The organism is Caulobacter sp. GW821-FHT05F04, from assembly GCF_059419665.1.
Genome location: NZ_JBWKSF010000008.1, coordinates 128,594 through 152,245 on the forward strand (window position 1 = coordinate 128,594; position 23,652 = coordinate 152,245).

The following is a 23,652-nucleotide window of genomic DNA, read 5'->3' on the forward strand; positions in this document are numbered from 1 at the left end:
GACGCGAATACAGGGCCGAGCCATAGACCGAAAGCCTGTCGCTCAAATCCTGGGTTACCGAGATCAGGCCCTGGTGGCGATGCTGCTTGGGATAGAGATCGCTGGCCTGGTTGCTCTCACACTTGTTGGGAGGGCCGGCTATCGCGCCCGCGCCCGACAGGGCGTAGGTCGCACCGCCGACCGTGACGTTGGCGGGCGCGCAGGTCGTCGAGCGGTTATCCGTCCCGCCGATGGAGACCTGATTGTCGGTGATGTAGCTGCGTTCAAGACCACTCAAGTGACTGTTGGCCGAATAAGCATAGTCGACCAGCAGCGAGCCACCGTCCCAGGTCTTGCCGAACAGCTGGTTAAAGCTCTTGCTTGTGTAGCCGTCGGCGACCCCGTAGTTGGCCGAGGTCTCCGCGCCGTTGAAGTTCTTGCGGGTGATGAAGTTGATGACGCCGGCGACGGCGTCCGAGCCGTAGACCGACGAGGCGCCGTCGGCGACCACTTCCACGCGTTCGATAGCGCCAGGGGGGATGGAGCTGGGGTCGGGCGCGCTCTGATTGATACCCGCGCCCGGCAGACGGTGACCGTTGAACAGCACCAGGGTCAGGCCGCCGCCGCCATTGCCCGCACCAATACCGTGGATCGTGGGCTGATCGACGATGTTGGCCTGATTGGCGCCGCGGTTGCCGCCCGTGGCGTTGAAGTTGCTGACCGTAGGCGTCGAGCGCAACAGTTCGGTGGCGTTGGTGGCCGGCACCTGCTTGATGTCTTCTCGGGTCACTGCGCTCAACGGCGAGCCGACCGGCGCGACGCCGCGGATCGAGCTGCCGGTGACGACGACTTCCTCGACCGCGACCGACTCGTCCTGAGACGTCGTCTGAGTCTGCGCCTGAGCCTGAGCGCTTAACGCCAGCGCGCCAGCCAGGACCGCCGAGCCGGCGAGCAGGCGGTTACGCAGAGTTGCGCGAACGAATGACGACGACATGGACGTTGCTCCCATTGTTCGGGCGAAAAGCGCCCGATTTGTTTTTTTCGGAGATGCAGAGCGGCGCGCGCCCTCCCCGACCGGCTGAACCTCCGGTTACGACAACGTTATCGTAATCCCATTTTTTGGCAAGCAGGCCCAACAAGTGATATTTTTGTGCGTTGCAGATCTGCAACTTCTCTCCAGTTTGAGGCCGCATTGTCCGAAGCGATGAGCCCTCCTCATGCACAGCCGGAGAGCTAAAGATGAGGCGCCATCTCAATAAATGGGATTTTCGGGCGGACTGTGGAGGGCCTAACTGGAGCGACCAAGCTTGCGCACCCGGCCCTCGCCAATGAATTAGAAGAGCGCCACGCCGCGCCGACCAGGGCGCACAGCAAACAGTTGGCCGGTAGCGGCGGCTTCAACTCGGAGTCGCCAGCCTTGCCGAGCCACTGGCCGGTCCTCCCGCCGGCGACGATCAAGCCGGCGCACCACACGCCGTTGCGGATAAGTCCGCCGAACATCGCCAAGCACAGGGCGGGCGGACCGATCCACGGCGGGCCCGCGCTGGTCGAGAGGCCGTCCATCAGTGACCGCCGCCCTGGCGGCGCAGCCCGCCCCCAAACCACAAACGCGCGCGTTGATCTCCAGGAAAGCTACGGATCACTCGATAATTGGGATGGCGCGGCTTGGGACGACCGCACAGCCGATAGGATGAAACCGAGAAATTAACCGAGCGCTGCGTCGAACCCCACTATGCCTGCGCGTTTAAAGGTGTTTCCGCCCGTGTTTCCGCCCGCGCGGAAGCCTCCCGAACGTCGGCGCGGCCGCTTGAAAGCGTCCCATCGCCTAAATAGGATAGCTGCAAGATGGAATCTCCAGCGGTGATCGAGGCGGATGGCGACGAAGCCAAAGGCGGCGCGGCCAGCCGCACGCTCGTGCGCGGCCTGGAGGTGCTGCATGCGGTCAGTTGCGGGCACGCCGAATTGGGAGATCTGGCGACCACGCTTGGCCTGACCCGCAGCACGACGCATCGCCTGGCCTCCACCCTGGTCGAGCACCGCTATCTGAGCTTCACGCCGCGCGTGGGCTATTCGCTCGGCCCCAAGCTGCTCGAGCTGGGCTTTATCGCCGGCCGTCAGATGAACGTCACCAAGGCCGCACGCGAACACCTCGAGCTGCTGTCGAGCGGCTCTGGCGACACCGTCCATCTGGGCGTACTCGAGGGGGGCAAGGTCCTCTACCTGGACAAGATCCCCGGCAGCCGGCGCGTCGATATCAGCTCGCGGATCGGCGAGCGTCAGCCGCTGCGGTCGACGGGCCTGGGTAAGGCTCTGTTGCTCGACGAGCCGACCGCGCGCCTGCGCGACATCTACGAAGCCGAGCAGCGCGAAGGATTCCGCTACTCCGTGGAGCTGTCCGAATGGCTGGGGCGGATGAAGGATTATCGCGCCTCGGGCGTGGCTTTCGACCTGGAAGAGAACGAAGACAGGGTCCGGTGCGTCGCCGCCCCCATTCGCGACGTCAGCAGCAAGATCGTCGCGGCGATCAGTCTGTCGAGCGCCGGACAGTACATGGACGACACGCGCATGGAGCGCTTGACGGCTGACGTGAAGGCGGCGGCCGAGGCCATCAGCCGCGATCTTGGATGGCGTGCCGCCCAAGCCAATATCGCCGGCCCTTCAACAACCGCGAGCCGCAAACGCGGGCCGGCGTAAGAAACATTGAGGCTGCTGAATGCCGGTGACCGGCGCCTCGCAGCCGCTGACACCGCCGCCCAAGTCGAAACCGCCCAGTCCTTCATGCAGGCCGCCATCGACGCGTTCGGCGACTGGACCGCCGAATGCGCGACTGCCAGAATACCGGCGTGGCGTTCGACGTCGAGGAAAACGCCTACAAGGTGCGCCGCGTCGCCGCCCCGGATCGATCACCGTGACGGCGAATCCGACGGGCGCATCCAATTGATCAACCAATGGATTTACGCGCCATCTCTTTGAAGGCTCGCTGGAGACCGGCCGTAGACTTGACAAAGGGAGCCCCGCTGAACAGTATCAACTTATAAACAATAATCTCATGGGGTGGGACGAAAGGGATCGCTTTTCTCCAGATCCCGTGGGGCCTTCAGCGCCGACTCGTTGGCCCTCGACGAAAGCGTCCCGATGACCCAGCCCTCCCCGCGCCGCCGCGCCAGCTTCGCCTGCGCCCTGCTCCTGGCATCCAGCGCGCTAAGCGCGCCCGCCCTTGGCTTGGCTCAGGGCGTCGCCGATCCGCTGGCGGCCGGGTTCCAGTCGCCGCCGGAATCGGCCAAGCCCCGCGTCTGGTGGCATTGGCTTTCAGGCAACGTGTCCAAGGCCGGCATCACCGCCGATCTTGAATGGATGAAACGCGTCGGCCTGGGGGGCATGCAGATGTTCGACGGCGACCTCGGCGCGCCCAAGGTCGTCGACCACCGCATCGCCGCCCTGACGCCCGAATGGCGTGATCATCTGAAATTCGCCGCCGCCGAAGCCGATCGCCTGGACCTGGAATTCGGCATGGCGGCCGCGCCGGGATGGAGCGAGACCGGCGGTCCTTGGGTCAAGCCCGAGGCCGGCATGAAGAAGGTCGTCTGGGCCGAGACCCAGGTCACGGGCGGCAAGCGTCTGGCCGCACCCCTGACCTCGCCGCCGCGTCAGTCCGGGCCTTTCCAGGACGCGCCCCACGTCGACTTCACCGGTAAGCCGCTCGTCGGCCCCGAACATTTCGACACCATTTCGGTGCTAGCCTATCGCCGTCCGACCGGGGACATACCGCTGAGCGCCCTGGCGCCAAGGATTTCGACCCAGGGCGTTGAGGGCGCGGCAAGCCTGCTCGTCGACGGCAAGCTCGACCAGTCGGTGATCCTGACCGATCCCAAGCCGGGCGCGCCGGTCATCATCAGCTTCGATTTCGACAAGCCCCAGATCATCCGCGCCCTCACCTATGCCGGTCCGGTCGGCGATCGCTTCAACACCGGTCCTGGCGGTCGCCTGGAGGCGAGCGCCGACGGCAAGGCTTGGACGGTGGTCGCCGCCTTGACCGGAGCCGGGCACAATCCCGCGCCCCAGCGCACCTTCGCCTTTCCCGAAACGACCGCGCCGCATTTCCGCGTCATCTTCGACCAGCCGGCTACCACCGAGAACCCCTGGCCGCGTGGCCCGGTGAAGGTCGCCGAACTGGCCCTGACGCCCGGAGCCCGGGTCAATCACTTCGAGGACAAGGCCGGCTTCGGCGTCGCTCCCGAGGACGAGACCCTGCGCACGCCGGCGGTCACGCCGGGCGCGGCCATCGCCTCCAAGGACATCCTCGACCTGACCAGCAAGCTCAGGCCCGACGGTACGCTCGACTGGACGCCGCCGAAGGGCGAGTGGTCGATCCTCTGGCTCGGCTACTCGCTGACCGGCGAGGTCAACCACCCTGCCACGCCGGAAGCCACCGGCCTGGAGGTCGACAAGTTCAATCCCGCCCACGTGCGCGACCACCTGGACGCCTATCTGGGCCCAGTGGCCAAGTCGCTGAATGACCTGGTCGGGGCCAAGGGCCTTAGATACATCATCACCGACAGCTGGGAGGCGGGCGACGAGAACTGGACTGAGGCGATGGCCAAGGAGTTCAAGGCCCGTCGCGGTTATGACATGACGCCGTTCCTGCCGGTCCTGGCTGGCAGGGTCGTCGACAGCGCCGAGGTCAGTGACGCCTTCCTCTGGGACTTCCGTCGCACCCTCGCCGACCTGCTGGCCGAGAGCCACTACGGGACCATCACCCGCTACGCCAAGGAACACGGGCTGGGCTACTACGGCGAGGCGACCGGCGCGGCTTGGCCCACAGTGGCCGACGGCATGCTCGCCAAGAGCCTGACCGACATTCCGATGGGCGAGTTCTGGGACATGCCGTTCGGCGGCGAGGCGGCCGCGTTCCAGGGCGTGCGCAGCGACGAGTTCCCGGCCGATATCGTCGAGACCGCCTCGACCGCGCACGTGTACGGCAAGTCGCTGGTGGCAGCCGAGTCCTTCACCTCGTCCCAACCCCTGTGGACCCGGACCCCCTGGACCTTGAAGTGGATCGCCGACCGCTACATGGCCATGGGCGTGAATCGCCTGGTGATCCACACCTCGCCCCACCAGCCCGATACGGTCGAAAAACCCGGCCTGACGCTCGGTCCGTTCGGCCAGACCTTCACCCGCAACGAAGCCTGGGGACCGCTGGCCAAGCCCTGGGTCGATTATCTCTCCCGCAGTTCCTTCATGCTCCAGCAGGGCGCGCCCGTCGCCGACCTGCTCTATTTCTATGGTGAGGGCGCGCCGTCGGGGGTTCCCTATCGAGAAGCGGCCAAACCTGGACCGGTCGAGGGCCACGGCTACGACTACGTCAATGCCGACGCGCTCTTGCGGCTGGCCAAGGTCGAGGACGGCAAGATCGTCTTTCCAGGCGGGGCGGCCTATTCGGCCTTGGTGCTGCCCGACACCCTCGATCGCATGACCTTGCCGCTGCTCGAGAAGCTCACCGCCCTGGTCGAGGCCGGCGGCGTTCTGGTCGGACCGCGGCCGCAGGGCTCGCCGAGCCTGGCGTCGGACGATGCGGCCGTACAGGCCGCGGCCCGCAAGCTCTGGGGCCAAACCGACGGCCGCATGGCCACCCGCGCCGATTTCGGCAAGGGCCGGGTCTACTGGGGTAAGACCCCGGCCGAAGTCCTGGCCGACCTCAAGGTCGTGGCCGACTTCGACTATACCCGGCCGAGCGTGGAGACCAAGCTGATGTTCGCGCACCGACGCCTGGCCAACGGCGCCGAACTCTATTTCGTCACCAACCAGACCGACCGGACCGAGACGCTCGACGCGATCTTCCGCGCCAGCGGCAAGGCGCCGGAAATCTGGCGCGCCGACACCGGCGTGGCCCGCGACGCCGGCTACCAGTTCGACAACGGCCGCACCACCGTGCCCCTGAAGCTGGCGCCTTACGACGCGGTCTTCGTGGTCTTCCGCAAGCCGGCGACCGCGCCGGCGGCCACGGTGGCCGAGCCAGTCGAGCGAAAGGTCGCGACGGTGTCAGGGCCCTGGTCGCTCAGCTTCGAAGCCAACAAGGGCGCTCCGACAAAGGTCGAGACGACCGCCCTCGGTTCCTGGACTGACAACGCCAGCGCCGACATCAAGTACTATTCGGGCATTGGGACCTACAGCCACGCGATCAAGGTTGATCCGAACTGGCTCCAGGGCGGCCAGCGACTGACCCTTGACCTGGGCCGGGTTGGCGACGTCGCCGAAGTCTGGCTCAACGGCAAGCGCGTGGGCGGCCTCTGGAAGGCGCCCTACCAGATCGACGTCACCGAAGCGGCCAAGCCCGGCGACAATCAGCTGGTGGTCAAGGTGGGAAATGTCTGGCTCAACCGCTTCATCGGCGATCGCCAGCCCGGCGCGACCAAACAGGCCTTCACCAACGCCGCCGAGGGCGGCGGCTTTGCGATGCTCGGTAAGGGCATCAGCAAGGACAGCCCACTTTCGCCCTCGGGCCTTATCGGCCCCGTCACCCTGTGGAGCGTTGGGCGCTAGGTGGTGGCGACGATTGAGCTATTTGAGCCAAAGCATGATTGCGGCGTGACCTGCGCCGCGGGACGGCGCCGAACGCATGGCGCGTTGACGTGCTCCCGACAACGGCGCCACCGACCGGCGCCAGAGGAAAGAGATCGATTTGGCCGACTCCCTGGGTCCTCTGCCGGATGCGATCGACATCACGCTGCAGTTCCTCCACCAGTTCGGCGATGAGGATGCGTATGTCGCCATTGAGTGCAAGCGGGTCGGTGCAGGGAGTTCCGCACTCAACAATAGCTACGTGGACGAGGGCGTAGACCGTTTCGTGAGCGGCAAATATGCGGCGGGCCACGAGTGGGGCTTTATGCTGGGTTACGTTCTGACACATCCAGTCGAGGACGTAGTCAAGGCGATCGACAGCCGTATCCAGAAGGCGTATGGGGCCGGCGCAGGGCTTTCCGTCCAGTCGGCGCACGCCCTGGCCATGGCCGTTCTTGAAGGTACGCTACTTCTAGCCTCCGCACACACGATACGGCTCAAACACCTGTTGATCGATATGACGGCGATAGCCAAAGCCTCGTAAAGTTCAGAATGGTTGGCTCCAGTCTACCAGCTAGCAGACCTTCCTAACGTCAGCGATGAGTCAAAGCGGCTCATTTGGACGGTCCAACGAATCTTAGCGCCGCGGAGGACTCACCGTCGAGCGTGTCCTCGACGGGTCTGAGAACTCATCACTACCTTCTCTGGACAGTCCGCGCTGAACGCGCGACTATCATTGGCAAAAGCCGCAATTAGCACACTCTTCTAGAACAATCGGCTTTTCCTCAATAAAATCAACGCTAACATCGGACTTAAAATCCGTTGGAGCAATCCGTGTGGGTTCGAGTCCCACCGTCCCTACCATCGCCAACCATCCCGCCCTCTGGCCGGTTGCGGCCCCGGCGAGGAACCCGCGCCGCGCGATGTGACCGAAAGGCGTACGCCGGAAGGGCTTGCTCGCCCTGCGTGAATACGACGAACCGCATAGATTATACGTTTCTTGGGATCTCGACTCCGCTCAAGATCGCGGAGGCTTTCGCGTATCGCCACTCGATGAGTCATTTCCTCCCCACCGTCGCGTCCGAGTTTGTGAGCATGGCTGAAGACAAGACCCCTGATCCCGTCGACATCCACGTCGGCCGTCGCCTGCGTATGCGTCGCAAGGATCTCGGCTATTCCCAGCAGTCGCTGGCCGACGCCCTGGGCCTGACCTTCCAGCAGGTGCAGAAGTACGAGGGCGGGTCCAACCGGATCAGCGCCAGCAAGCTGCACGCCACGGCCATGTTCCTGAAGACGCCGATCGGCTTCTTCTTCGAAGGCCTGGACGATCCCGAAGAGGCCGACACCACCGCCGCCGACCTGGCCAACGAGATGGCCGCGTTCTGGTCGCAGCCTGGCGGTCCGGACCTGGCGCGCTCGTATTTGGCGATCCCGTCGACGGGCATGCGCAAGCATCTGGTGGACCTGGCCAAGGCCATCGCCGGCGAGGAATAGGCGCTCCCCCGACGCCTTCTAGGCCGGATCCGCCAGCAGCTCGATGTTATGCGCCCCGGCCTCGGTCAGGGCGGCGATCAGTTCGGCGACCGCCACGTCCAGCTCGGCGGCGTCGCGACCGCGCAGGACGAGGTTGGCGCCGTAGATGTCCGGCGGGCTGAAGAACGGATAGCTGCCCAGCGACATGTCCGGATGGGCCTTGGCCACCGCTTCCAGCGGCGCGGCGATCGAGCCCTCGCCCGTGCCGGTCACCCGCACCGTCTTGGCCAGCACGACGGCGCCCGCGCGCAGGCGCGGCCCGACGTCCTCCAGCATGCCGCGCATGATCGCCGGCACGCCCGCCAGCACGAAGACATTGTCCTTCTGGAAGCCCGGAGGGCCCTGCACCGGGTTCTTCACCAGGCTGCCGCCCTCGGGCACGTGCGCCATGCGGCGGCGGGCGGCGTTGGGCTCGCCCCAGCGCTCGCGCAGCATGGCCATGATCTCCGGATGCTCGGGGGCCGTCACCCCGAACGCCTTGGCGATCGAATCGGCGGTGATGTCGTCGTGGGTCGGACCAATGCCGCCGGTGGTGATGACGTAGTCGTAGCGGGTCCGCAGCGCGTTGACCGCGTCGATGATCTCGCCCTCGATGTCCGGCACCACGCGGGCCTCGCAGAGGTCGACGCCGTAGGTGGCCAGGTACTTGGCGATGGCCGACAGGTTCACGTCCTGGGTCCGGCCGGAGAGGATTTCGTCGCCGATGATCATCACGGCGGCCGTCACGCGTTCGCCCGTTCCCGTTTGGGTAGCCGTCATCCGCTCGATCCCCTATGTCGCTTCGTTCCTACCGTTTCGACTTAGGCTCCGCATGCTGCTCCCGCAACCGCTCGTTCACGGCCGGCTGGTCAGCCGCTACAAGCGCTTCTTCGCGGACCTGGTGCTGGACGACGGCCGCGAGATCACCGCCCACTGCCCCAATCCCGGCGCCATGCTGGGGGTGAAGGACGCGGGCCAAGGCGCCTGGGTGTCGTGGTCGGACGATCCCAAGCGAAAGCTGGCCTGGACCCTGCAATGCGTCGAGCAGGGCAATGCGCTGGTCGGGATCAACACCCTGCTTCCGAACCGGCTGGTCGCCGAGGCGTTGGCGGCGGACGCCATTCCGGAACTGACCGGCTACGCGACCATCCGCCCCGAGGTCAAATACGCCGAGGCCAGCCGCGTCGACTTCCTGCTCACCCACGAGGACCGCCCGCCCTGCTGGCTGGAGGTGAAGAACTGCCACTTCAGCCGCACGCCCGGCCTGGCCGAGTTCCCCGACTGCAAGGCCGAACGCTCGACGCGTCACCTGTCGGACCTCGCCGCCCAGGTCGCTCAAGGCGATCGCGCCGTGGCGCTGTTCGTCGTCCAGCGCGAGGACTGTGAGACCTTCCAGGCCTGCGCCGACCTCGACCCGAAGTTCGCGGCGGGCCTGGACGCCGCGGCCAGGGCCGGCGTGGAAGTGCTGGTCTACGCCTGCGCCATGAGCACGGAGGCCGTGCGGATCGACCGCCGGATCCTGTGGACCAACGCTCACCTAACAGCGATTTAAGCTGCAATCGGCTCGCATTTCGCTACCCATTCCGGGCGCGCGAACTGAGGGGATCGCATGAAGACGAATGTCCTGGCCGCGGCCGCCCTGACGCTCGCCCTGTGTGGGTGCGGACCCAGCGAGCCCGGCAAGTCCGAGAGCGGCATGATGACCGGTCTGCGGGCGATCTTCGCCTTCAAGGCCTGCACCGGAAAGCTGGAGGATCGCTTCGGCCTCAAGACGATCTCCGGCGTCACCTCCAACGACATGGATCCCGTCTCGACGGGCAAGCCCGGCGAATGGGATGTCAAGTTCACGGCGGACCTGACCGAGAAGGAAACCGGCCGGGTGACGCGTTACAAGGGCGTCTGCCACGTGCGCCGCGACAGGCCCACGACCCTGGACGCGACCTTCGTCAAGGAGATCCGCCCGGCGACGGACACGGTGCGGCGCATCAATCCTCAGTGAAGGCGGGCCATTGAAGGCGGGCTTGGGGTTGAAATCTGTGCTAGGATGAGCAGATACGCCCCTTCCACCGACCAGATCGCCGCCCGAAACGCGGCGGCGACGCCCGAGTAGAGCATGACCCTAGACGACACCCTCGAGATCGAAGCCGAAACCCGCACGGGCCAGATCAAGATCCACACGGCCGCGGACTTCGAGGGCATGCGCAAGGCCGGCAAGCTGGCCGCCGAGTGCCTGGACATGCTGATTCCGCACGTGCAGCCGGGCGTGTCGTCCGACGAGCTCGACCGACTGGCTCGCGAGTTCATCCTGGATCACGGCGCCCTGCCGGCCTGCCTGTACTATCGCGGCTATCCCAAGACGGTCTGCATCTCGCGCAACCACGTGGTCTGCCACGGCATTCCGGGCGAGTGGAACCTGAAGGAAGGCGACATCGTCAATATCGACGTCACCGTCATCGTCGACGGCTGGCACGGCGACACCTCGCGCATGTACGGCGTCGGCGAGGTGGGCCCGCGCGCCCGTCGCCTGGTCGAGATCACCTATGAGGGCATGAAGCGCGGTCTCGAGGCCGTGAAGCCCGGCGCGACGCTCGGCGACATCGGCAACGCCATTCAAAGCTATGTCGAGGCCCAGCGCTGCTCGGTCGTCCGCGACTTCTGCGGCCACGGCCTGGGTCGCGTGTTCCACGACGCCCCGAACATCCTGCACTTCGGCCGTCCGGGCCAGGGCGCGGTGCTGAAGCCGGGCATGTTCTTCACCGTCGAGCCGATGGTGAACCTGGGCAAGCCGGCCGTGAAGGTGCTGAACGACGGCTGGACCGCCGTCACCCGCGACAAGTCGCTGTCGGCCCAGTGCGAGCACTCGATCGGCGTGACCGAAGACGGCTACGAGATCTTCACCGCTTCGCCGGCCGGGCTGTTCCAGCCGCCGATCCTGGGCGCCTGATCGCGCTATGGGCGCATTATTGCGATAGACAATCTTTGCGAAGTTCGCAAAGCTCAGTCCATGACCGAGCTTGAGAAACGCAGACGATTTCAGCGCTTCATGTGCTGGGGCTACACGCCCTTCATGGTCGGTTCCTGGCTGGTCCTGCGGGCCTTCCGGCTGCATGACGGCGTCATCTCGGTGTCGGACTTCCTGTGGTACGCGGCGATCGCCGTGCCCGCCCTGGTCGTGGCGGTCTTCATCCCCTTCGCGGAGGATCGCCGGCTGCGTCGCCTCGCGGAAGAACGGCGGGCGCATCGTCAGCCCGCCCTGGTTCTCGACAGCTAAGCGGCGAGCGCATGGTCCAGGCGGTGTCGCTCAGCATCTCGGATCCTGAGCCGGTCGCGCCGGAGAAGCCGGCGCGCAAATCCGCCCACGCCCATCACGCCGGCCATCGCGAGCGGCTGCGCCAGCGCGCCAAGCTCGGCGGCTTCGTCGCCCTGCCCGACTACGAGCTCTTGGAGCTCTATCTCTTCCGCACCTATCCGCGCGGCGACGTCAAACCGCTGGCCAAGCGCCTGCTGGCCCGCTTCGGCTCGCTGGGCGGCGTTTTGGGCGCCACGATCGAGGAGCTGGCCACCGTGCCGGGCGTCGGCGAGACGGCGGCCATGGATCTCAAGCTGCTGCACGAGGCCACGTTGCGAGCCGGGCGCGACAAGATCGTCAAGCGGCCGGTGATCAGCTCGTGGAGCGCCCTGCTGGGCTATGTCCGCGTCGCCCTGGCCAACGAGTCGCGCGAGCAGTTCCGCGTGCTGTTCCTGGACAAGAAGAACCAGCTGATCGCCGACGAGGTGATGAATCGCGGCACGGTCGACCACGCGCCCGTCTATCCGCGCGAGGTCATGCGCCGGGCGCTGGAGCTGTCGTCCAGCAACATCATCATCCTGCACAACCATCCCACTCGCGATTTTTCGGTCACGCGCACCCCCATACAACCACGTTGATTTTGCTACATATTTTGCTTTTCAGAGCCGTCAGAATTCGGCATGCTGAGGCCGTTAAGAAGGGTTGATCCAGTCGCTTACGCCACCAATTACCGACCCCAGTAAGTGGCGACGACACCCGACTTACCAGCCATCGGGAGAGTCTCATGCCGAGCCTCACAGACGGCGCGCTCCGTCGCGCGCTCAAGGAAGTTGAACAGTCCCAGAAGGCGGTCGCGCTGGCTGATGGAGAGGGGCGTGGCACCGGCCGGTTGATCATCATGATTAGGCCGATGCCAACTCGCGTCACCGCCGATTGGATGGCGCAACAGTGGCGCGATGGCAGGCGTACTCGGCGAAAGATCGGCACTTATCCGTCGATGTCTCTGCGCGAAGCCAGGGAGGTCTACGAGCGTGACTTTGCCGACAGCATCCAAAAAGGACGCAGCATCAAAGTGGTGGGCGACACGCGCGCCGGCACCGTCGCTGACCTCTTCGAGGCCTATACGGGCCACCTTAAGTCATCGGGGAAGGCATCTTGGAAGGAGACGGAAAAGGGATTGAACAAGATTGCTGACACGCTGGGCCGCCATCGCCCCGCGCGCGACATCACGCCGGTCGAGATCGTCGATGTCATCCGTCCGATATATGATCGTGGGGCCCGTTCGATGGCCGACCACGTCAGAGGATATATCCGGTCGGCGTTCAGTTGGGGCCTCAAGTCAGAACACGACTACCGAAGCACAACGCCGCGGCGCTTCGGTCTAGTGCATAATCCTGCCGCCAGCATTCCAACTGAGCCTTATGTTCCCAGCAACCGATGGCTCGACGAAGAGGAGTTCCGTCGCCTCTATCGTTGGCTGGAATGCCCGGACACGCCGGTGCACCCGCCGTACACGCGTGCAGTTCGCCTGATCATGTTGACAGGTCAGCGCGTCGACGAGATCGCGCGCCTACACGTCGACCAATGGGACGCCAAGGAAAGGATCCTCGATTGGTCGAAGACCAAGAATGGCAAGCCACACGCTATTCCCGTACCCAATGTTGCGGCTGAACTCTTGGACGCGATTAAGCCGAACAGTTACGGCTGGCTCTTTCCCTCGGCGATGGACCCTAGCCGACCTGTCAGCCACCAGACGCTCTACAGCTTCATCTGGCGCCAGCGGGAGCGCGAGGTCATCCCCATAGTGACCAATCGGGACCTACGGCGGACCTGGAAGACGCTTGCCGGGAAAGCGGGTTTATCAAAGGAAATCCGCGATCGCATTCAGAACCACACGCTCCAGGATGTGAGTTCGAAAGCGTACGATCGGTGGAGCTACATGCCTGAGAAACGTGCCGCGATGAAGCAATGGGACAACTTCGTCCGCGGTATTATCAACCCTAAGCGTTCAAAACTGGTCGTGTGACGGGGGCTCGGTCGTGCGCGGGGCCTGGTCCTTGTCTTCGCCCTTCGGCGGCCTCGTCCATACCAACTGTGCGCTGACGCCGTCCTCATCCGGGAACAGCGCGGCCGACACGGGCGCGGGCAAGAACGGGTCGTCCAGACTCACCCTGAAGAAGCTGCGCGCGCGATCGGTGCCCCAGCGGGCTTCCCAGGCGTCGCCGACTCGGGAGCTTCCCACCATGACGCGAAACGCGGGGGCGTTGGGGCTGGCTCGATCGTCATTCGGAACGAACCGCACCTTGGCGTTGGCGACTAGCGTCCGGACTTCTCCTTCCCAGCCACCGCCGCGCGATGGTTTGAAGTTGCCGATGACCAGCTTGATCATGACTTCGCCTCCGGCGCCTTTGCACCGGCCGGTCTTGGGTCGAGCCCTTGGCGCTCGGCTAGCAAGGTCTTTCGGGCGGCGACGAACTCTCGATCGTTCAGCAGGAAGTGCTCGATCATCGAAGCGCCGAGATCCGCCGGGCTGGCCTCGACGCCGTTGCGGGTATTGTAGATGGTCGCGTAGTCCCCCAGAGCGTCTTCGACGTCCGGCATGATGCTGAGCGTGAGCTTGACCGGAGTGCGGTTGGGCAACTTGCCTAGCTTCAGATCGGCCATGATGAACTCCTCTACAAAGCCCGCCAGGGGCGCAGGATCAGGTCCTTGTGGACGATGACGCGTAACGGCCAGCCGGGCCGGATGCGCAGGGTGGGTTGAACGTCGAGCTGTTTGCCGACGATCTGTTGGCCGGCTTGAGAGGCGCTTTGCTGGGTCGACTGCCGGATGGCGCGAACCAGATCGCTCTCGCCGTCACCAAGGTTCAGTTCCGTGCCGACGCCGAGCAAGGTCGAGAGCGCGACGCCCTTGAGAAGCTGCCAGGTGTGGAAATCCACTTGGTCGGCGAGCCCGGCATAACCCGCGGCATCCGTGGCCGGCAGGTTGTCCAGCTGGATCGAGGCGCCGTCGGGCAGAATGATCCTTTGCCAGACGAGCAAGGCGCGCCTCTGGCCGAAAGCGACCACGCTGTCGTAGCTGCCGATCAACCGCGCGCCCTGGGGGATCAGCAAGAAACGGCCCGTGGCGCTGTCGAACACGTTCTCTGTGACCTGCGCGATCACCAAGCCTGGTAGGTCGGAATTGAGACCCGTGATCAGGCTGGCGGCTATGACGCCGCCGGCCATCAGCTGATAGGGCGAGCGCGACGTCTCCAGTTGGTGCGGATTGTAGACGTCGCCGGCGCGCGGAGTGGCCTCCATGAACGCCGCCTTCTGGTCTTGGCCGTTGGGATCTCGGATCGCGGCCGCCGACGGGACCGGCACCGTCGGCACGGCGGAGGGGCCGACGAGATCGCCGGGCGCGATCGCCGCGTCGGTGCGACTGGCGACCTGCACCATGACGCCCGCCTCGCGAGCTTGACGGGCTTGACCAGCCCGTCGCTGACGCTCGGCTTCGACGGCTTGCTGAGCGGCGGTTGGCCGAGCCGATGAAGCGTTCGCGCGATCGCTGCTAACTACAAAACTGTCACGGCGCTGCTGGTCGATCACGGCCCGCCCCAGATCGCCGGGCAATGGCGGCCCCAGGCGAGGCGCCGCGCCAGATTGGGCATAGTCGCTCGGAAGCTGGCGGACGACCTCTGCCGGCGTCCCCCGATCCGCGGCCTGCGGCTCGTCGGCCGCTTTGGTCATCTGAAAGGTGCGCGGGCTAAGAGCGAACCACGCCAGACCCGACAGACCGATCGCGCCGATGGCCGCAGCTCCGATCATCAGCCCGCGCCGAAAGCGAACCACGCGTGGCGGCCGCGCGCGCAAACTCAGGGTGTCGGTCGCCACCTTAGACGGCGACATCGCTTCCGGCGACCCGCCGGGCGAGTCAGGATCCTGGGTCATCGCGCGCCTCCCCGGGACTGGCCGTCTGTCCGGGTAACCCGGACGACTTGCTGAGGCGCCTCGCCCATCCGCAGTTCGGCGGCGGCGAAAAGCCGATCGACGATGTAGCGGTTACCTCGGACGCGATAGTTGACCAGTTGGCTGTCGCCGAGCGGGCCCACGACGAAAAGCGGCGGGGCCTCGCCCTGGTCGAGACGATCGGGGAACTCGATGTAGACCTTCGAGCCATCGTCCCAGGCGCGCAGGGGTCGCCATGCTGGGCTGTCGCCGCTGATCGCATACCGGAAGTGCAGCGAGTCGATCGCGACGTGGTCCGCGACAGGTTCCGCTGCTGAGGCTTCCGCGTTTAGGCGTCGCAAGGCTAGGAGTCGGTCCTGGGGGTAGATCCAGGAAATCGCCGCCATGGCCGTGGCGTCGGTGCTTTCCAGCGCCAGGTGATAGGCGCGACGGTCGGTCGTGACGACCATGTTCGTGGAAAGCCCCGAGGCGAAGGGCTTGATCAGCACGTGCACCCGCTTGGACTGCCCGTCCCCGCTGGTCGTGTCTCCGATCACCCAGCGCACCGTGTCGCCGGCCGACACGGCGGTCAGTTGCTCGCCAGGTTCCAAGACGACATCGCTGACGCGTTCTGGAGCGGTGTAGAGGCGATAGAGCGCGCCCTCGGTCCAGGGATAGACCTGAACGGCGTTGATATAGCCGGCTGCGCTGGGCTCGCGCGTCGCGGCGCGATTGGCGGCCTCGACCCGCGCGCGCGGCGGCTGGGCCTCCGGCCGCGTGCTGGGCGCCGGCAGCAGCTGACCCGGAAGGGGCAGCGGCTTGGGGATCTCAACGATCTCGACAGGCTTCGGCGGTTCGGCCGCGACCTGGGCCGGTTTGAAGTCGGCGGCGTCGAAGGCGATGGTCGGCGGCGGGGTCTTGCCATTGGCGCAGCCGGCGAGCGTGGCGGCGCAGGCCAGCAGGATGGGGGTCCGGACATTCATGGCTGAAGGTCTCCTTGAACGGGTCCAACGATGGGCGGGGAAGGCATCGAAGGCGCAGCGGTCGGCGCCGGCGCCGCGGCCGGACGGGTCTCGGCCTCCTGCGCCCAATCGACGGCGTCGACGAACAGGCCGAGGGGGTTGCGCTCGAGTTCGGCGCGGGTCTTGGGCTTTTGCCGAACCAGGGTCAGGATCGCTGTCCAGCGCTCCGACTTGGCCAAGCTCCCGCGCTCGAATGTCCTCTCTTCCCATTTCACCTGGAACGACGTGGGCGAGGCGCGGACCACGCTGATCACCTGAACCGACACGCTGCGCGATCCGATCTGGGTGAAGGGGTCATTGGCGCGCGCGTGGGCGTCCAAGAAGGCGTCGCCGCGCCCAGACGCCAGGTCGTAGGCCTCAAGCCAGCGCTGGCGCACAATGACCGGATCCGTCGATAAGGACCGGACATCGGTGATGAACCGGCGCAGCTGGCCGGCCAAGACGGTGTCGTCCGGCCGATAGTCTTGCTCAGCCGGACCGACGGCCCTTGCTTGGCCGAGGCGATCGACTTCGACCACATAGGGTTCGATACGGCTTTGAGCCGACTGCCAGATCGCGCCGCCGGCCAGGATCGACGCCAGAGCGAGACTGCCGAAGAACGCCAGGCGCCAGCTGTGCGCCTGGGCGCGGGCCGAGCCGATGCGCTCGTCCCAGAGCTGGCCGGCCTTCTGGTAGGGCGTCACGGGATCCGGCGTCTGGCCGTAGCGCTGAGGCGTGCGAGTAAAGCGCATGGCTTAATCCTCCTTACTGCTGAGATCGGGGTTGGCCGAGCCGCCGGGCCGATCGCCGTCCTTGATGGTCTGCAACACGGCGTGGCGGCGGACATGAGCGGACTGGGCCGATTGCAGCTGGCGCGCCCACGCCGGCGGCGCGGTGCCCTGCCCGCCGGTGGCCTCGGCGCCCGAGGCGGCCGGCGACGGCGCACCCGCCACGGGACTCGAGCCGCCCGTGGCCCGCCAGGCGCCGGCGCGGCCGCGCTGCGCGCTGTCGGAAAGCGAGCTGGCGGCGCGGCCAGCCATGTCTCGGAACGGCTGACTCGCGGCGCCGGCGGCCGCGCGCGCCACGCCGCTCAGGCCTGACGCGACGCCCGCCGCGCTGCTGGCGCCCGATGTGGCCTGACGCAGCTGGTAGGCGGCGCTGGCCGCCGAACCCATCGCGGTCCCGGCGCGAACCGCCGCGAGACCGCCGGCTCCCGCCGCGCCCAGAGCCCGAGCGCCCAACATCGCGCCGCCGCCCACGAGCATGGCCGCGCCGGCCGCCGTTCCCACCGCCGCGCCGGCGCCCAGTTGTGGAGCGCCGGACACCAGGCCTGAAGCGATGCCGGGACCGAAGATCGAAAGGCCGGCCAGCGTCAGGGCGCCGAGCACTAGGGTCATGGCGTCGCCGAGATCCGGATCCGGACCGAGCGTGGCGACGAAGGCGTCGAAGAAGCCCGCGCCGATGCCGACGATCACCGCCAACACCATCACCTTCACGCCGCTGGAAATGACATTGCCCAGCACGCGCTCGGCCAGGAAGCTGGTCTTGTTCCAGAAGGCGAACGGGACAAGCACGAAGCCCGCCAGGCTGGTCAGCTTGAACTCCAGCACCGTGACGAAAAGCTGAATGGCCATCACGAAGAACGCCAGGACCACCAGCACCCAGGACAGGGCGAGCAGCGCGATGGTCACCGCGTTGGCGACGACTTCGGGCCAGCCGGTCAGTTCGCTGGCCTTGGCGATCAAGGGGTGGGCGGCGGTGAAGCCGATGCTGGCCAGCTTGCCCGGCCGCAGTAAATCCTCGGCGCTGACCCCGCCTCCTCCGGCGGTCAGGCCAAGGCCCGCGAACGACCGGAAGATGATCTCGCTGAGCGTCTTGAAGTTGCCGAGGATGAACGCGAAGGCGCCGACATAGAGCACCTTCTTGATCAGCCGGCCCAGGACGTTGTCGTCGCCTTCCAGCGCCCACCATAGCCCCGCCAGCGTGACGTCGATGGCGATCAGGGTCGTGGTCAGGAACCCGACATCGGGACCCAGCAGGCCAAAGCCGCTGTCGATGTAGGCGCTGAAGGCCGCCATGAAGCGGTCGATGATGTTGAGGTCCGGTGCGGGGTCCACGGGCGTGGCCTTTCGCTGCCTGGTCGCTGGGCGATCAGGGCCGAGGGGTATAGGCGGAGGCCTCGCCGATGAACCGGCGGGCGGCGAGCTTACCGGCCTCCAGGACCTGGGCCTGACGCGCGCTTTCCAGCGCCTGCGCCCGATACTGAGCGGCCATCAGGCTCTGGATTTGCTGGTCCTGCTTGATGGCCAGGGCCTGGAGCTGGTTGGCGGCTTGCTGGGCCTCCAGGGCGCCGGCCGCGCCCTGGCTGCGCTGGACGAGCTGGTCGATCAGGCTGGCGTCGGCCTGGACGTTCTCGACGACCTTGGCCTGCACCTTCAGGGTCTGGCGGTAGCCGTCCATCGCCGCCCTGGCTTGAGCGCGGGCGCGGTCGAGCAGTTGGCTGGTCGTGGCGTTGGGATCCAGGGTCGTCGGATAGGAGTCGGCAAGCACCGCCTCGGTCGAGGCCAGGGTGAAGGCCATGCCCTTGGCCTGCGCCATTAGGGCGTCGAGCTGTTGCAGCGCGTCCCTGATCGGCGCCAGGGCCGTGTAGTCGAGCGACTTCAGGTTCCGGGCCATGTTCTGCAACATGGTCAGCTCGTTCTGCAGCGAGCTGATTTGGTTGTTGACCTGCTGCAGCGACCGGGCGGCCGTCAGCAGGTTCTGAGCGTAGTTCGTCGGGTCGAACACGGTGAACTGCGCGGCGGCGGGCGTGACGAGGCCCGGCAACGGCGCCAGCACTAGCGAGGCGGCGGCGAGGCTGGCGATAACCAGACGCGCGTGGTGGGAGGTGCGTAGGCGCAGGGATTTGAGACGCGGGGTCATGGCGTGGCGTCCTTCTCGATGGGGGTGGATGCGAAATTCGCGGCCAGGGGAGCGGCCCAATCGAGACCGCGGGCGGTGAGGAAGGCGGCCGCGAAACCGGCCTCGCCGTGTTCCGCCAAGACCTTGTCGATCAGGGCCTGGGTCACCGGATCGGAGGCCCCGCACAGCGCCATGGCGACGGGCCCCAGACCAAGCTCGAACAGTCGGTTGCCCAGCCGAGATTGCAGGTAATAGTGGCGCTTGGGCGTGGCCCGGGCGATCAGCTCGATCTGGCGGTCGTTAAGGCCGAACCCTTGGTAGACCTTGCGCGATAGCGGCTCGGCGGCGCGGTCGTTGGCCAGGAAGATGCGCTGGGCGCAGCCGTCGATGATTGCCGGGGCGATCGTGCTGTCGGCGATGTCCGATAGCGACTGGGTGGCGAACACCACGCTGACGTTGCGCTTGCGCAGTTCCTTCAGCCATTCGCGGATGCGCGCCGCGAAGAGCGGGTTGTCGAGAAACTTCCAGGCCTCGTCGAGCACGAGTAGGGTCGGCCGCCCGTCGAACCGCGCTTCCAGCCGGTGGAAGAGATAGGTCAGGACCGGCGCGACGACGGACGGCGTCGAGGCCAGCGCTTCGGTCTCGAAACACAGCACATCGCCGACCGACAACCCGTCCTCGGCCGCGTCCAGCAGACGGCCGAACGGCCCATCCAGCGTGTAGGGCGCCAACGCCGCCTTCAGCGGGTTGGACTGGAGCAGCATCGAAAGCCCGGTCAGCGTCCGTTCGGCTGGCGGCGCGCCCGAAAGGCTGACCAGCGCCGACCACAGCGCGTCCTTGATTTCTGGGGTGACCGGGACGCGCTCGTTGGCCAACAGGTCCGCCAGCCATTCGCTGGCCCAGGCCCGCGCGCCGGGACGGTCGATGTCACGCAAGGGCTGGAACGCCAGGCCGCTGTCGCTGGCCAGACCGTAGTGCCTGCCGCCCATCGCCAGGGTGACAGCTCGCGCCGAGAACCGCTTGTCGAAAACATAGACCTGGGCGCCGGGATAGCGGCGAAACTGCAGGGCCAGGAAGGCCAAGGCCACCGACTTGCCCGCGCCGGTGGGGCCGACCAGGAGCATATGGCCGACATCGTCGACATGGGTCGAGAAGCGGAAAGGCGTCGCGCCACTGGTCAGGGCGTGGAAGGTCGGCGGTCCGGCGAGATGCCGGTTGGCTTCCTGGCCCGCCCAGACCGAGGATAGCGGCATCAGGTGCGCCAAGTTGAGGCTATGGACCAGCGGCTGGCGAACGTTGGCGTAGACCTGACCCGGCAATGAGCCAAGCCAGGCCTCGACGGCGTTGACCTGCTCACGGATGCAGGTGAACCCCAGGCCGTTGACGATGCGCTCGACCAGCCGGACCTTCTCGTCGGCCGCCAAGGCATCGCTGTCCGAGACGGTGATGGTGGTGGTCAGATAGCCGAAGCTGACGTGATCGCCGCCCAAGGTCTGGAGCGCCAGATCGGCGTCCGCGAGCTTGTTGTCGGCGTCGCTGTCGGTCAGGGGGACCGGCTCGTTGCTGATCACCTCGCGCAGGATCTGCACGACCGACTTGCGCTTGTTGAACCACTGCCTGCGGATGCGGGCCAGCGCCTTGGTGGCGTCGGCCTTGTCCAGGCAGATGAACCGGGTCGTCCAGCGATAGCTGAACGCCTGGTGATTGAGGGCGTCGAGGATCCCAGGGCGCGTCGCATTGGGAAAACCCAGCACAGTGAGGGTGCGCAGATGCTGGTCGCCCAGGCGCGGCTCGATGCCGCCGGTGAGCGGCGTGTCGACCAGCAGGCCATCGAGATACATCGGGATCTCGGGGACGGCGACGGGGTGGCGGCGCGCCGAGATCGTCGCGTGCAGGTAGGTCAGGGTCTGGCCGTCATCGAGCGCGCGGACCTGCGGCATGAAGCCGGCCAGCAGGTCGAGGATGCGGTCTGTGGTGGCGACGAAGGCCGCCAGTTCCTGGCGCCAGTCGCGGCCGTGGGCGGGCCCATCACGAGCGATCAAGGCCCGCTCGGCGCGGCTCACTTGATCGACCGGCGGCAGGAAGTAGAGCGTCAGGTGGCAGAGGCTCTCGAAGTGCTCGCCCTTCTGACCATCGAAGTCGGCCCTCCGTTCTTCGTCGACCAGCCAGGAGGCCGCGTCGGGGAAGGCCCCGTCCGGATAGCCCAGGGCCGGGACGCGCTCGGCGTCGAAGAACAGCGCCCAGCCCGATCCGAGCCGGCGCAGGACGTTGTTGGCGCGGGCGCAGACCGAGACCAGGCCCGCGTCCGTGGTGCTTTCCAGATCCGGACCGCGGAAGCTCAAAGTCCGCTGGAAGCCGCCGTCCTTGTTCAGGACCACGCCCGGCGCGACCAAAGCCGCCCAGGGCAGATGGTCGGCCAGCCGGTCGGCGCGGCTCCTGTACTCGCGCAGGTTCAGCATGCCAGCCACCCCTTCTGACGCAGATGGCGTGTGACGACGGCGGCGAAGGCGGGGTCGCGCTTGGCGGCGAACACCGCAAGGCTGTGGCCGACGAGCCAGATCACCAGACCCGCGATCCACTGCTGCAAGCCCAAGCCCAGCGCCGCGGCGAGCGTGCCGTTGAGGATGGCGATGGACCGGGGCGCGCCGCCCAGGAGGATCGGCGCGGTCAGCGAGCGGTGGAGCGGGACTTCGAAACCCTCGACATCACCGCTGGAAGGGATGGCTGGCCCGCTCATGCGATCAACGCGCCTCCGCCGAACGAAAAGAAGGTCAGGAAGAAGCTGGAGGCGGCGAAGGCGATCGACAGGCCGAAGACGATCTGGATCAGCTTGCGAAAGCCACCGCTGGTCTCGCCGAAGGCCAAGGCCAGGCCGGTGGTGATGATCACAAGGACCGCGACGATCTTGGCGACGGGCCCTTCGACCGACTCCAGCACCTGCTGCAGCGGCTCTTCCCAGGGCATGCCCGAACCGGCGGCCTGGGCCTGGGCGGACCAGAGCAGGATCAGGATCGAAGTCAGGGCTGTGAGGTGGAGCGGGCGCGGGTCGGCGACCGCGCGCGCCTTGGCGACGTACGACATCAGGGTTCTCCCTGTCTGAGGGCTTTCAGCTGTGGAGGGTCGAGATCGACGACGACGTAGTCGCCGGAAGAATCGAGACCGGTGACCCGGGCGAGGGTTTCGACGCGGCGGCCGGTTCCCCGGCCCCGGATGAAGACGACCAGATCGACCGCCTCGGCGATCAGTCGTCGCGGCACGGTGACCACGCTCTCCTGGACCAGCTGCTCGAGCCGGTAGAGGGCCGAACGGGCGGAGTTGGCGTGGACGGTGGAAAGGCCGCCGGGATGGCCGGTGTTCCAGGCCTTCAGCAGGTCCAGGGCCTCGCCGCCGCGCACCTCACCAACGACGATGCGGTCGGGCCGCAAGCGCAGCGTCGAGCGCACCAGGTCGGTTAGACTGACGACGCCGGGTCGGGTGCGCAGGGCCACGCAATCGGGCGCGGCGCATTGCAGCTCCGGGGTGTCCTGCAGCAGGATGACCCGCTCGTCTGACCTGGCCACCTCGGCCAGGAGCGCGTTAGCCAGGGTGGTCTTGCCCGCCGACGTCGCGCCGGCGATCAGGATGTTGAGATGCTCGTCGATCGCCTGGCGCAGGATCTCTGCTTGCACCGGCGCCATGACCCCGGCCTCGACGTAGTCGTCCAGTGTGTGGATGCGGCTGGCCGGCTTGCGGATCGAAAAGCAGGGGCTCGCCGAGATCGGCGGCAGCACGCCTTCGAACCGCTCGCCCGACAGCGCCTCGCCGCGTGGCGGCAGGTCGGCGCTGACGATCGGCGCGCCGGCGTGGACCTCGGTGCGGACATGGCTGGCAACCAGCCTGATGATCCGCTCGACTTCGGCCGCCGCCAGGCTGACGCCCGTATCGACACGCCCTTCGCCGAGGCGGTCGAGGCGCAGAACCCCGTCGGGATTGACCATCACCTCGACCACCGCCGGATCGGCAAGTGCGACGGCGATGTCGGGTCCCATCGCCGTGCGCAACATCGCCGCGCGCCGGTCCAAGGTTTCCATGCCAGCCACGCTCATGACGCCGCTTCCCCGGTCTGATCCAGGGTCGCGCGGCCACTGGCGACCTGACGGCCAACCTGGTCGACGAAGCGGGCGAAACGCTCGCGGCCGACGGCCTGGGCGGCCTTGTCGGATTCCGGCAGCGGTGCGGTGACGGTCAGCTGGTAGCGGACAAACAGCGCCAGGCTTTCGAGCAGGATCTTCTGGTCGCGCTCGATCCGGCCGAGCTGGCGGCTCATCCGGTCGAGCCGGACCTTGAAGAGGTCGTCGATCTCGCCGGCCGCACGGCGGCCCAGATAAGCCCGCAGGGCGTCGGCGACGATGGCCGACTTGGAGGTCCCCGGCTTGTTTCCCAGCCGATCGAGTTCGGCGGTCAGCGCGTCGTCGAGATAGAGGTGATGGCGGGGCTTCACGAT

23 protein-coding genes and 1 pseudogene are annotated in these 23,652 nt (G+C 66.7%); 10 read left to right on the top strand and 14 right to left on the bottom strand.

The features are described from left to right. Window positions 1-496: 496 nt before the first annotated feature. Window positions 497-988 (bottom strand): annotated as a pseudogene (locus tag AC07R7_RS19950) (TonB-dependent receptor plug domain-containing protein); the annotation flags it as partial. An 836-nt stretch (window positions 989-1,824) separates the two neighbouring features. On the opposite strand from AC07R7_RS19950, the gene AC07R7_RS19955 reads away from it, so the two are divergent. The 4 genes from AC07R7_RS19955 to AC07R7_RS19970 all read left to right on the top strand — a co-directional run bounded on the left by AC07R7_RS19955 (window position 1,825) and on the right by AC07R7_RS19970 (window position 8,031). Then, entirely contained in the window at window positions 1,825-2,673 is an 849-nt protein-coding gene (locus AC07R7_RS19955; protein ID WP_494636415.1) for an IclR family transcriptional regulator, read from the top strand. A gap of 441 nt (window positions 2,674-3,114) precedes the next feature. Further along, entirely contained in the window at window positions 3,115-6,519 is a 3,405-nt protein-coding gene (locus tag AC07R7_RS19960; protein ID WP_494636416.1) for a glycosyl hydrolase, read from the top strand. A 139-nt stretch (window positions 6,520-6,658) separates the two neighbouring features. Further along, window positions 6,659-7,081: a hypothetical protein gene (locus AC07R7_RS19965; protein ID WP_494636417.1), complete on the top strand. Its 423-nt coding sequence runs from the start codon at window positions 6,659-6,661 to the stop codon at window positions 7,079-7,081. Window positions 7,082-7,632: 551 nt separating this feature from the next. Next, window positions 7,633-8,031, top strand: coding sequence for a helix-turn-helix domain-containing protein (locus tag AC07R7_RS19970; RefSeq protein WP_492840543.1), 399 nt, complete (start codon window positions 7,633-7,635; stop codon window positions 8,029-8,031). Between the two features lie 18 nt (window positions 8,032-8,049). On the opposite strand, the gene AC07R7_RS19975 is transcribed toward AC07R7_RS19970, so the two are convergent. Further along, complete coding sequence (locus AC07R7_RS19975; RefSeq protein WP_494636418.1) at window positions 8,050-8,829, bottom strand: competence/damage-inducible protein A; 780 nt, start codon at window positions 8,827-8,829, stop codon at window positions 8,050-8,052. 52 nt (window positions 8,830-8,881) lie between these two features. Between AC07R7_RS19975 and sfsA the strand changes: the two genes are divergently transcribed. The 6 genes from sfsA to AC07R7_RS20005 all read left to right on the top strand — a co-directional run bounded on the left by sfsA (window position 8,882) and on the right by AC07R7_RS20005 (window position 13,364). Further along, window positions 8,882-9,601, top strand: a complete 720-nt coding sequence (gene sfsA / locus AC07R7_RS19980; RefSeq protein WP_494636419.1) for a DNA/RNA nuclease SfsA — start codon at window positions 8,882-8,884, stop codon at window positions 9,599-9,601. Window positions 9,602-9,658: 57 nt separating this feature from the next. Continuing rightward, on the top strand, window positions 9,659-10,048 hold the full coding sequence (locus AC07R7_RS19985; protein WP_494636420.1) for a hypothetical protein: 390 nt from the start codon (window positions 9,659-9,661) through the stop codon (window positions 10,046-10,048). Window positions 10,049-10,162: 114 nt separating this feature from the next. Further along, a complete protein-coding gene (map, locus tag AC07R7_RS19990) occupies window positions 10,163-10,993 on the top strand; it encodes a type I methionyl aminopeptidase (RefSeq protein ID WP_492840551.1) in 831 nt (276 codons plus the stop codon). 60 nt (window positions 10,994-11,053) lie between these two features. Further along, a complete protein-coding gene (locus AC07R7_RS19995) occupies window positions 11,054-11,320 on the top strand; it encodes a hypothetical protein (protein ID WP_494636421.1) in 267 nt (88 codons plus the stop codon). 11 nt (window positions 11,321-11,331) lie between these two features. Next, window positions 11,332-11,976, top strand: a complete 645-nt coding sequence (locus AC07R7_RS20000; RefSeq protein WP_494636422.1) for a JAB domain-containing protein — start codon at window positions 11,332-11,334, stop codon at window positions 11,974-11,976. A gap of 146 nt (window positions 11,977-12,122) precedes the next feature. Continuing rightward, window positions 12,123-13,364 carry a tyrosine-type recombinase/integrase gene (locus AC07R7_RS20005; protein WP_062093984.1) on the top strand — a complete coding sequence of 414 codons (1,242 nt, stop codon included), beginning with the start codon at window positions 12,123-12,125 and terminating at the stop codon, window positions 13,362-13,364. Here the strand turns inward: AC07R7_RS20005 and AC07R7_RS20010 are convergent. The 12 genes from AC07R7_RS20010 to AC07R7_RS20065 are packed head-to-tail and all read right to left on the bottom strand — an operon-like array spanning window position 13,347 to window position 23,649. After that, window positions 13,347-13,727 (bottom strand): DUF736 domain-containing protein, encoded by a 381-nt coding sequence (locus AC07R7_RS20010; protein WP_062093985.1) that lies wholly within the window; start codon window positions 13,725-13,727, stop codon window positions 13,347-13,349. The two genes, AC07R7_RS20005 and AC07R7_RS20010, sit on opposite strands and share 18 nt — an antisense overlap. Continuing rightward, a complete protein-coding gene (locus AC07R7_RS20015; protein WP_062093986.1) occupies window positions 13,724-14,002 on the bottom strand; it encodes a DUF2274 domain-containing protein in 279 nt (92 codons plus the stop codon). The genes AC07R7_RS20010 and AC07R7_RS20015 overlap by 4 nt, the downstream gene beginning before the upstream one ends. A gap of 11 nt (window positions 14,003-14,013) precedes the next feature. Continuing rightward, complete coding sequence (locus AC07R7_RS20020; RefSeq protein ID WP_236634307.1) at window positions 14,014-15,213, bottom strand: TraB/TrbI/VirB10 family type IV secretion system protein; 1,200 nt, start codon at window positions 15,211-15,213, stop codon at window positions 14,014-14,016. A gap of 53 nt (window positions 15,214-15,266) precedes the next feature. Beyond that, complete coding sequence (gene trbG / locus AC07R7_RS20025; protein WP_062093988.1) at window positions 15,267-16,250, bottom strand: P-type conjugative transfer protein TrbG; 984 nt, start codon at window positions 16,248-16,250, stop codon at window positions 15,267-15,269. Next, window positions 16,247-17,020, bottom strand: a complete 774-nt coding sequence (trbF, locus tag AC07R7_RS20030; RefSeq protein ID WP_062093989.1) for a conjugal transfer protein TrbF — start codon at window positions 17,018-17,020, stop codon at window positions 16,247-16,249. Before trbF ends, trbG begins: the two co-directional genes overlap by 4 nt. A 3-nt stretch (window positions 17,021-17,023) precedes the next feature. Beyond that, the gene (trbL, locus tag AC07R7_RS20035) at window positions 17,024-18,361 is read right to left on the bottom strand and encodes a P-type conjugative transfer protein TrbL (protein ID WP_255357738.1); all 1,338 of its coding nucleotides are present in this window, start codon (window positions 18,359-18,361) and stop codon (window positions 17,024-17,026) included. A 58-nt stretch (window positions 18,362-18,419) separates the two neighbouring features. Further along, complete coding sequence (gene trbJ / locus AC07R7_RS20040) at window positions 18,420-19,190, bottom strand: P-type conjugative transfer protein TrbJ (RefSeq protein ID WP_062093990.1); 771 nt, start codon at window positions 19,188-19,190, stop codon at window positions 18,420-18,422. Then, a complete protein-coding gene (gene trbE, locus AC07R7_RS20045) occupies window positions 19,187-21,628 on the bottom strand; it encodes a conjugal transfer protein TrbE (protein ID WP_137803607.1) in 2,442 nt (813 codons plus the stop codon). The genes trbJ and trbE overlap by 4 nt, the downstream gene beginning before the upstream one ends. Further along, a complete protein-coding gene (locus tag AC07R7_RS20050; RefSeq protein ID WP_062093390.1) occupies window positions 21,622-21,906 on the bottom strand; it encodes a VirB3 family type IV secretion system protein in 285 nt (94 codons plus the stop codon). Before AC07R7_RS20050 ends, trbE begins: the two co-directional genes overlap by 7 nt. Continuing rightward, entirely contained in the window at window positions 21,903-22,250 is a 348-nt protein-coding gene (locus AC07R7_RS20055; protein WP_062093391.1) for a TrbC/VirB2 family type IV secretion system protein, read from the bottom strand. The genes AC07R7_RS20050 and AC07R7_RS20055 overlap by 4 nt, the downstream gene beginning before the upstream one ends. Then, complete coding sequence (gene trbB / locus AC07R7_RS20060; protein ID WP_171012843.1) at window positions 22,250-23,254, bottom strand: P-type conjugative transfer ATPase TrbB; 1,005 nt, start codon at window positions 23,252-23,254, stop codon at window positions 22,250-22,252. Before trbB ends, AC07R7_RS20055 begins: the two co-directional genes overlap by 1 nt. Continuing rightward, the gene (locus tag AC07R7_RS20065; RefSeq protein WP_082749283.1) at window positions 23,251-23,649 is read right to left on the bottom strand and encodes a ribbon-helix-helix domain-containing protein; all 399 of its coding nucleotides are present in this window, start codon (window positions 23,647-23,649) and stop codon (window positions 23,251-23,253) included. Before AC07R7_RS20065 ends, trbB begins: the two co-directional genes overlap by 4 nt. Window positions 23,650-23,652: the final 3 nt, after the last annotated feature.

What these genes read in the sequence shown, in the direction of transcription:
- AC07R7_RS19960 (WP_494636416.1), top strand. Translation starts at nt 3,115, where the DNA reads ATGACCCAGCCCTCCCCGCGCCGCCGCGCCAGCTTCGCCTGCGCCCTG.
- sfsA (WP_494636419.1), top strand. Translation starts at nt 8,882, where the DNA reads ATGCTGCTCCCGCAACCGCTCGTTCACGGCCGGCTGGTCAGCCGCTAC.
- trbG (WP_062093988.1), bottom strand. Translation starts at nt 16,250, where the DNA reads ATGAATGTCCGGACCCCCATCCTGCTGGCCTGCGCCGCCACGCTCGCC.
- AC07R7_RS20055 (WP_062093391.1), bottom strand. Translation starts at nt 22,250, where the DNA reads ATGTCGTACGTCGCCAAGGCGCGCGCGGTCGCCGACCCGCGCCCGCTC.
- trbE (WP_137803607.1), bottom strand. Translation starts at nt 21,628, where the DNA reads ATGCTGAACCTGCGCGAGTACAGGAGCCGCGCCGACCGGCTGGCCGAC.
- trbF (WP_062093989.1), bottom strand. Translation starts at nt 17,020, where the DNA reads ATGCGCTTTACTCGCACGCCTCAGCGCTACGGCCAGACGCCGGATCCC.
- AC07R7_RS19975 (WP_494636418.1), bottom strand. Translation starts at nt 8,829, where the DNA reads ATGACGGCTACCCAAACGGGAACGGGCGAACGCGTGACGGCCGCCGTG.
- map (WP_492840551.1), top strand. Translation starts at nt 10,163, where the DNA reads ATGACCCTAGACGACACCCTCGAGATCGAAGCCGAAACCCGCACGGGC.
- trbJ (WP_062093990.1), bottom strand. Translation starts at nt 19,190, where the DNA reads ATGACCCCGCGTCTCAAATCCCTGCGCCTACGCACCTCCCACCACGCG.
- AC07R7_RS19995 (WP_494636421.1), top strand. Translation starts at nt 11,054, where the DNA reads ATGACCGAGCTTGAGAAACGCAGACGATTTCAGCGCTTCATGTGCTGG.
- AC07R7_RS19985 (WP_494636420.1), top strand. Translation starts at nt 9,659, where the DNA reads ATGAAGACGAATGTCCTGGCCGCGGCCGCCCTGACGCTCGCCCTGTGT.
- AC07R7_RS20000 (WP_494636422.1), top strand. Translation starts at nt 11,332, where the DNA reads ATGGTCCAGGCGGTGTCGCTCAGCATCTCGGATCCTGAGCCGGTCGCG.
- AC07R7_RS20015 (WP_062093986.1), bottom strand. Translation starts at nt 14,002, where the DNA reads ATGGCCGATCTGAAGCTAGGCAAGTTGCCCAACCGCACTCCGGTCAAG.
- AC07R7_RS19970 (WP_492840543.1), top strand. Translation starts at nt 7,633, where the DNA reads ATGGCTGAAGACAAGACCCCTGATCCCGTCGACATCCACGTCGGCCGT.
- trbB (WP_171012843.1), bottom strand. Translation starts at nt 23,254, where the DNA reads ATGAGCGTGGCTGGCATGGAAACCTTGGACCGGCGCGCGGCGATGTTG.
- AC07R7_RS19955 (WP_494636415.1), top strand. Translation starts at nt 1,825, where the DNA reads ATGGAATCTCCAGCGGTGATCGAGGCGGATGGCGACGAAGCCAAAGGC.
- AC07R7_RS20005 (WP_062093984.1), top strand. Translation starts at nt 12,123, where the DNA reads ATGCCGAGCCTCACAGACGGCGCGCTCCGTCGCGCGCTCAAGGAAGTT.
- AC07R7_RS20010 (WP_062093985.1), bottom strand. Translation starts at nt 13,727, where the DNA reads ATGATCAAGCTGGTCATCGGCAACTTCAAACCATCGCGCGGCGGTGGC.
- AC07R7_RS20050 (WP_062093390.1), bottom strand. Translation starts at nt 21,906, where the DNA reads ATGAGCGGGCCAGCCATCCCTTCCAGCGGTGATGTCGAGGGTTTCGAA.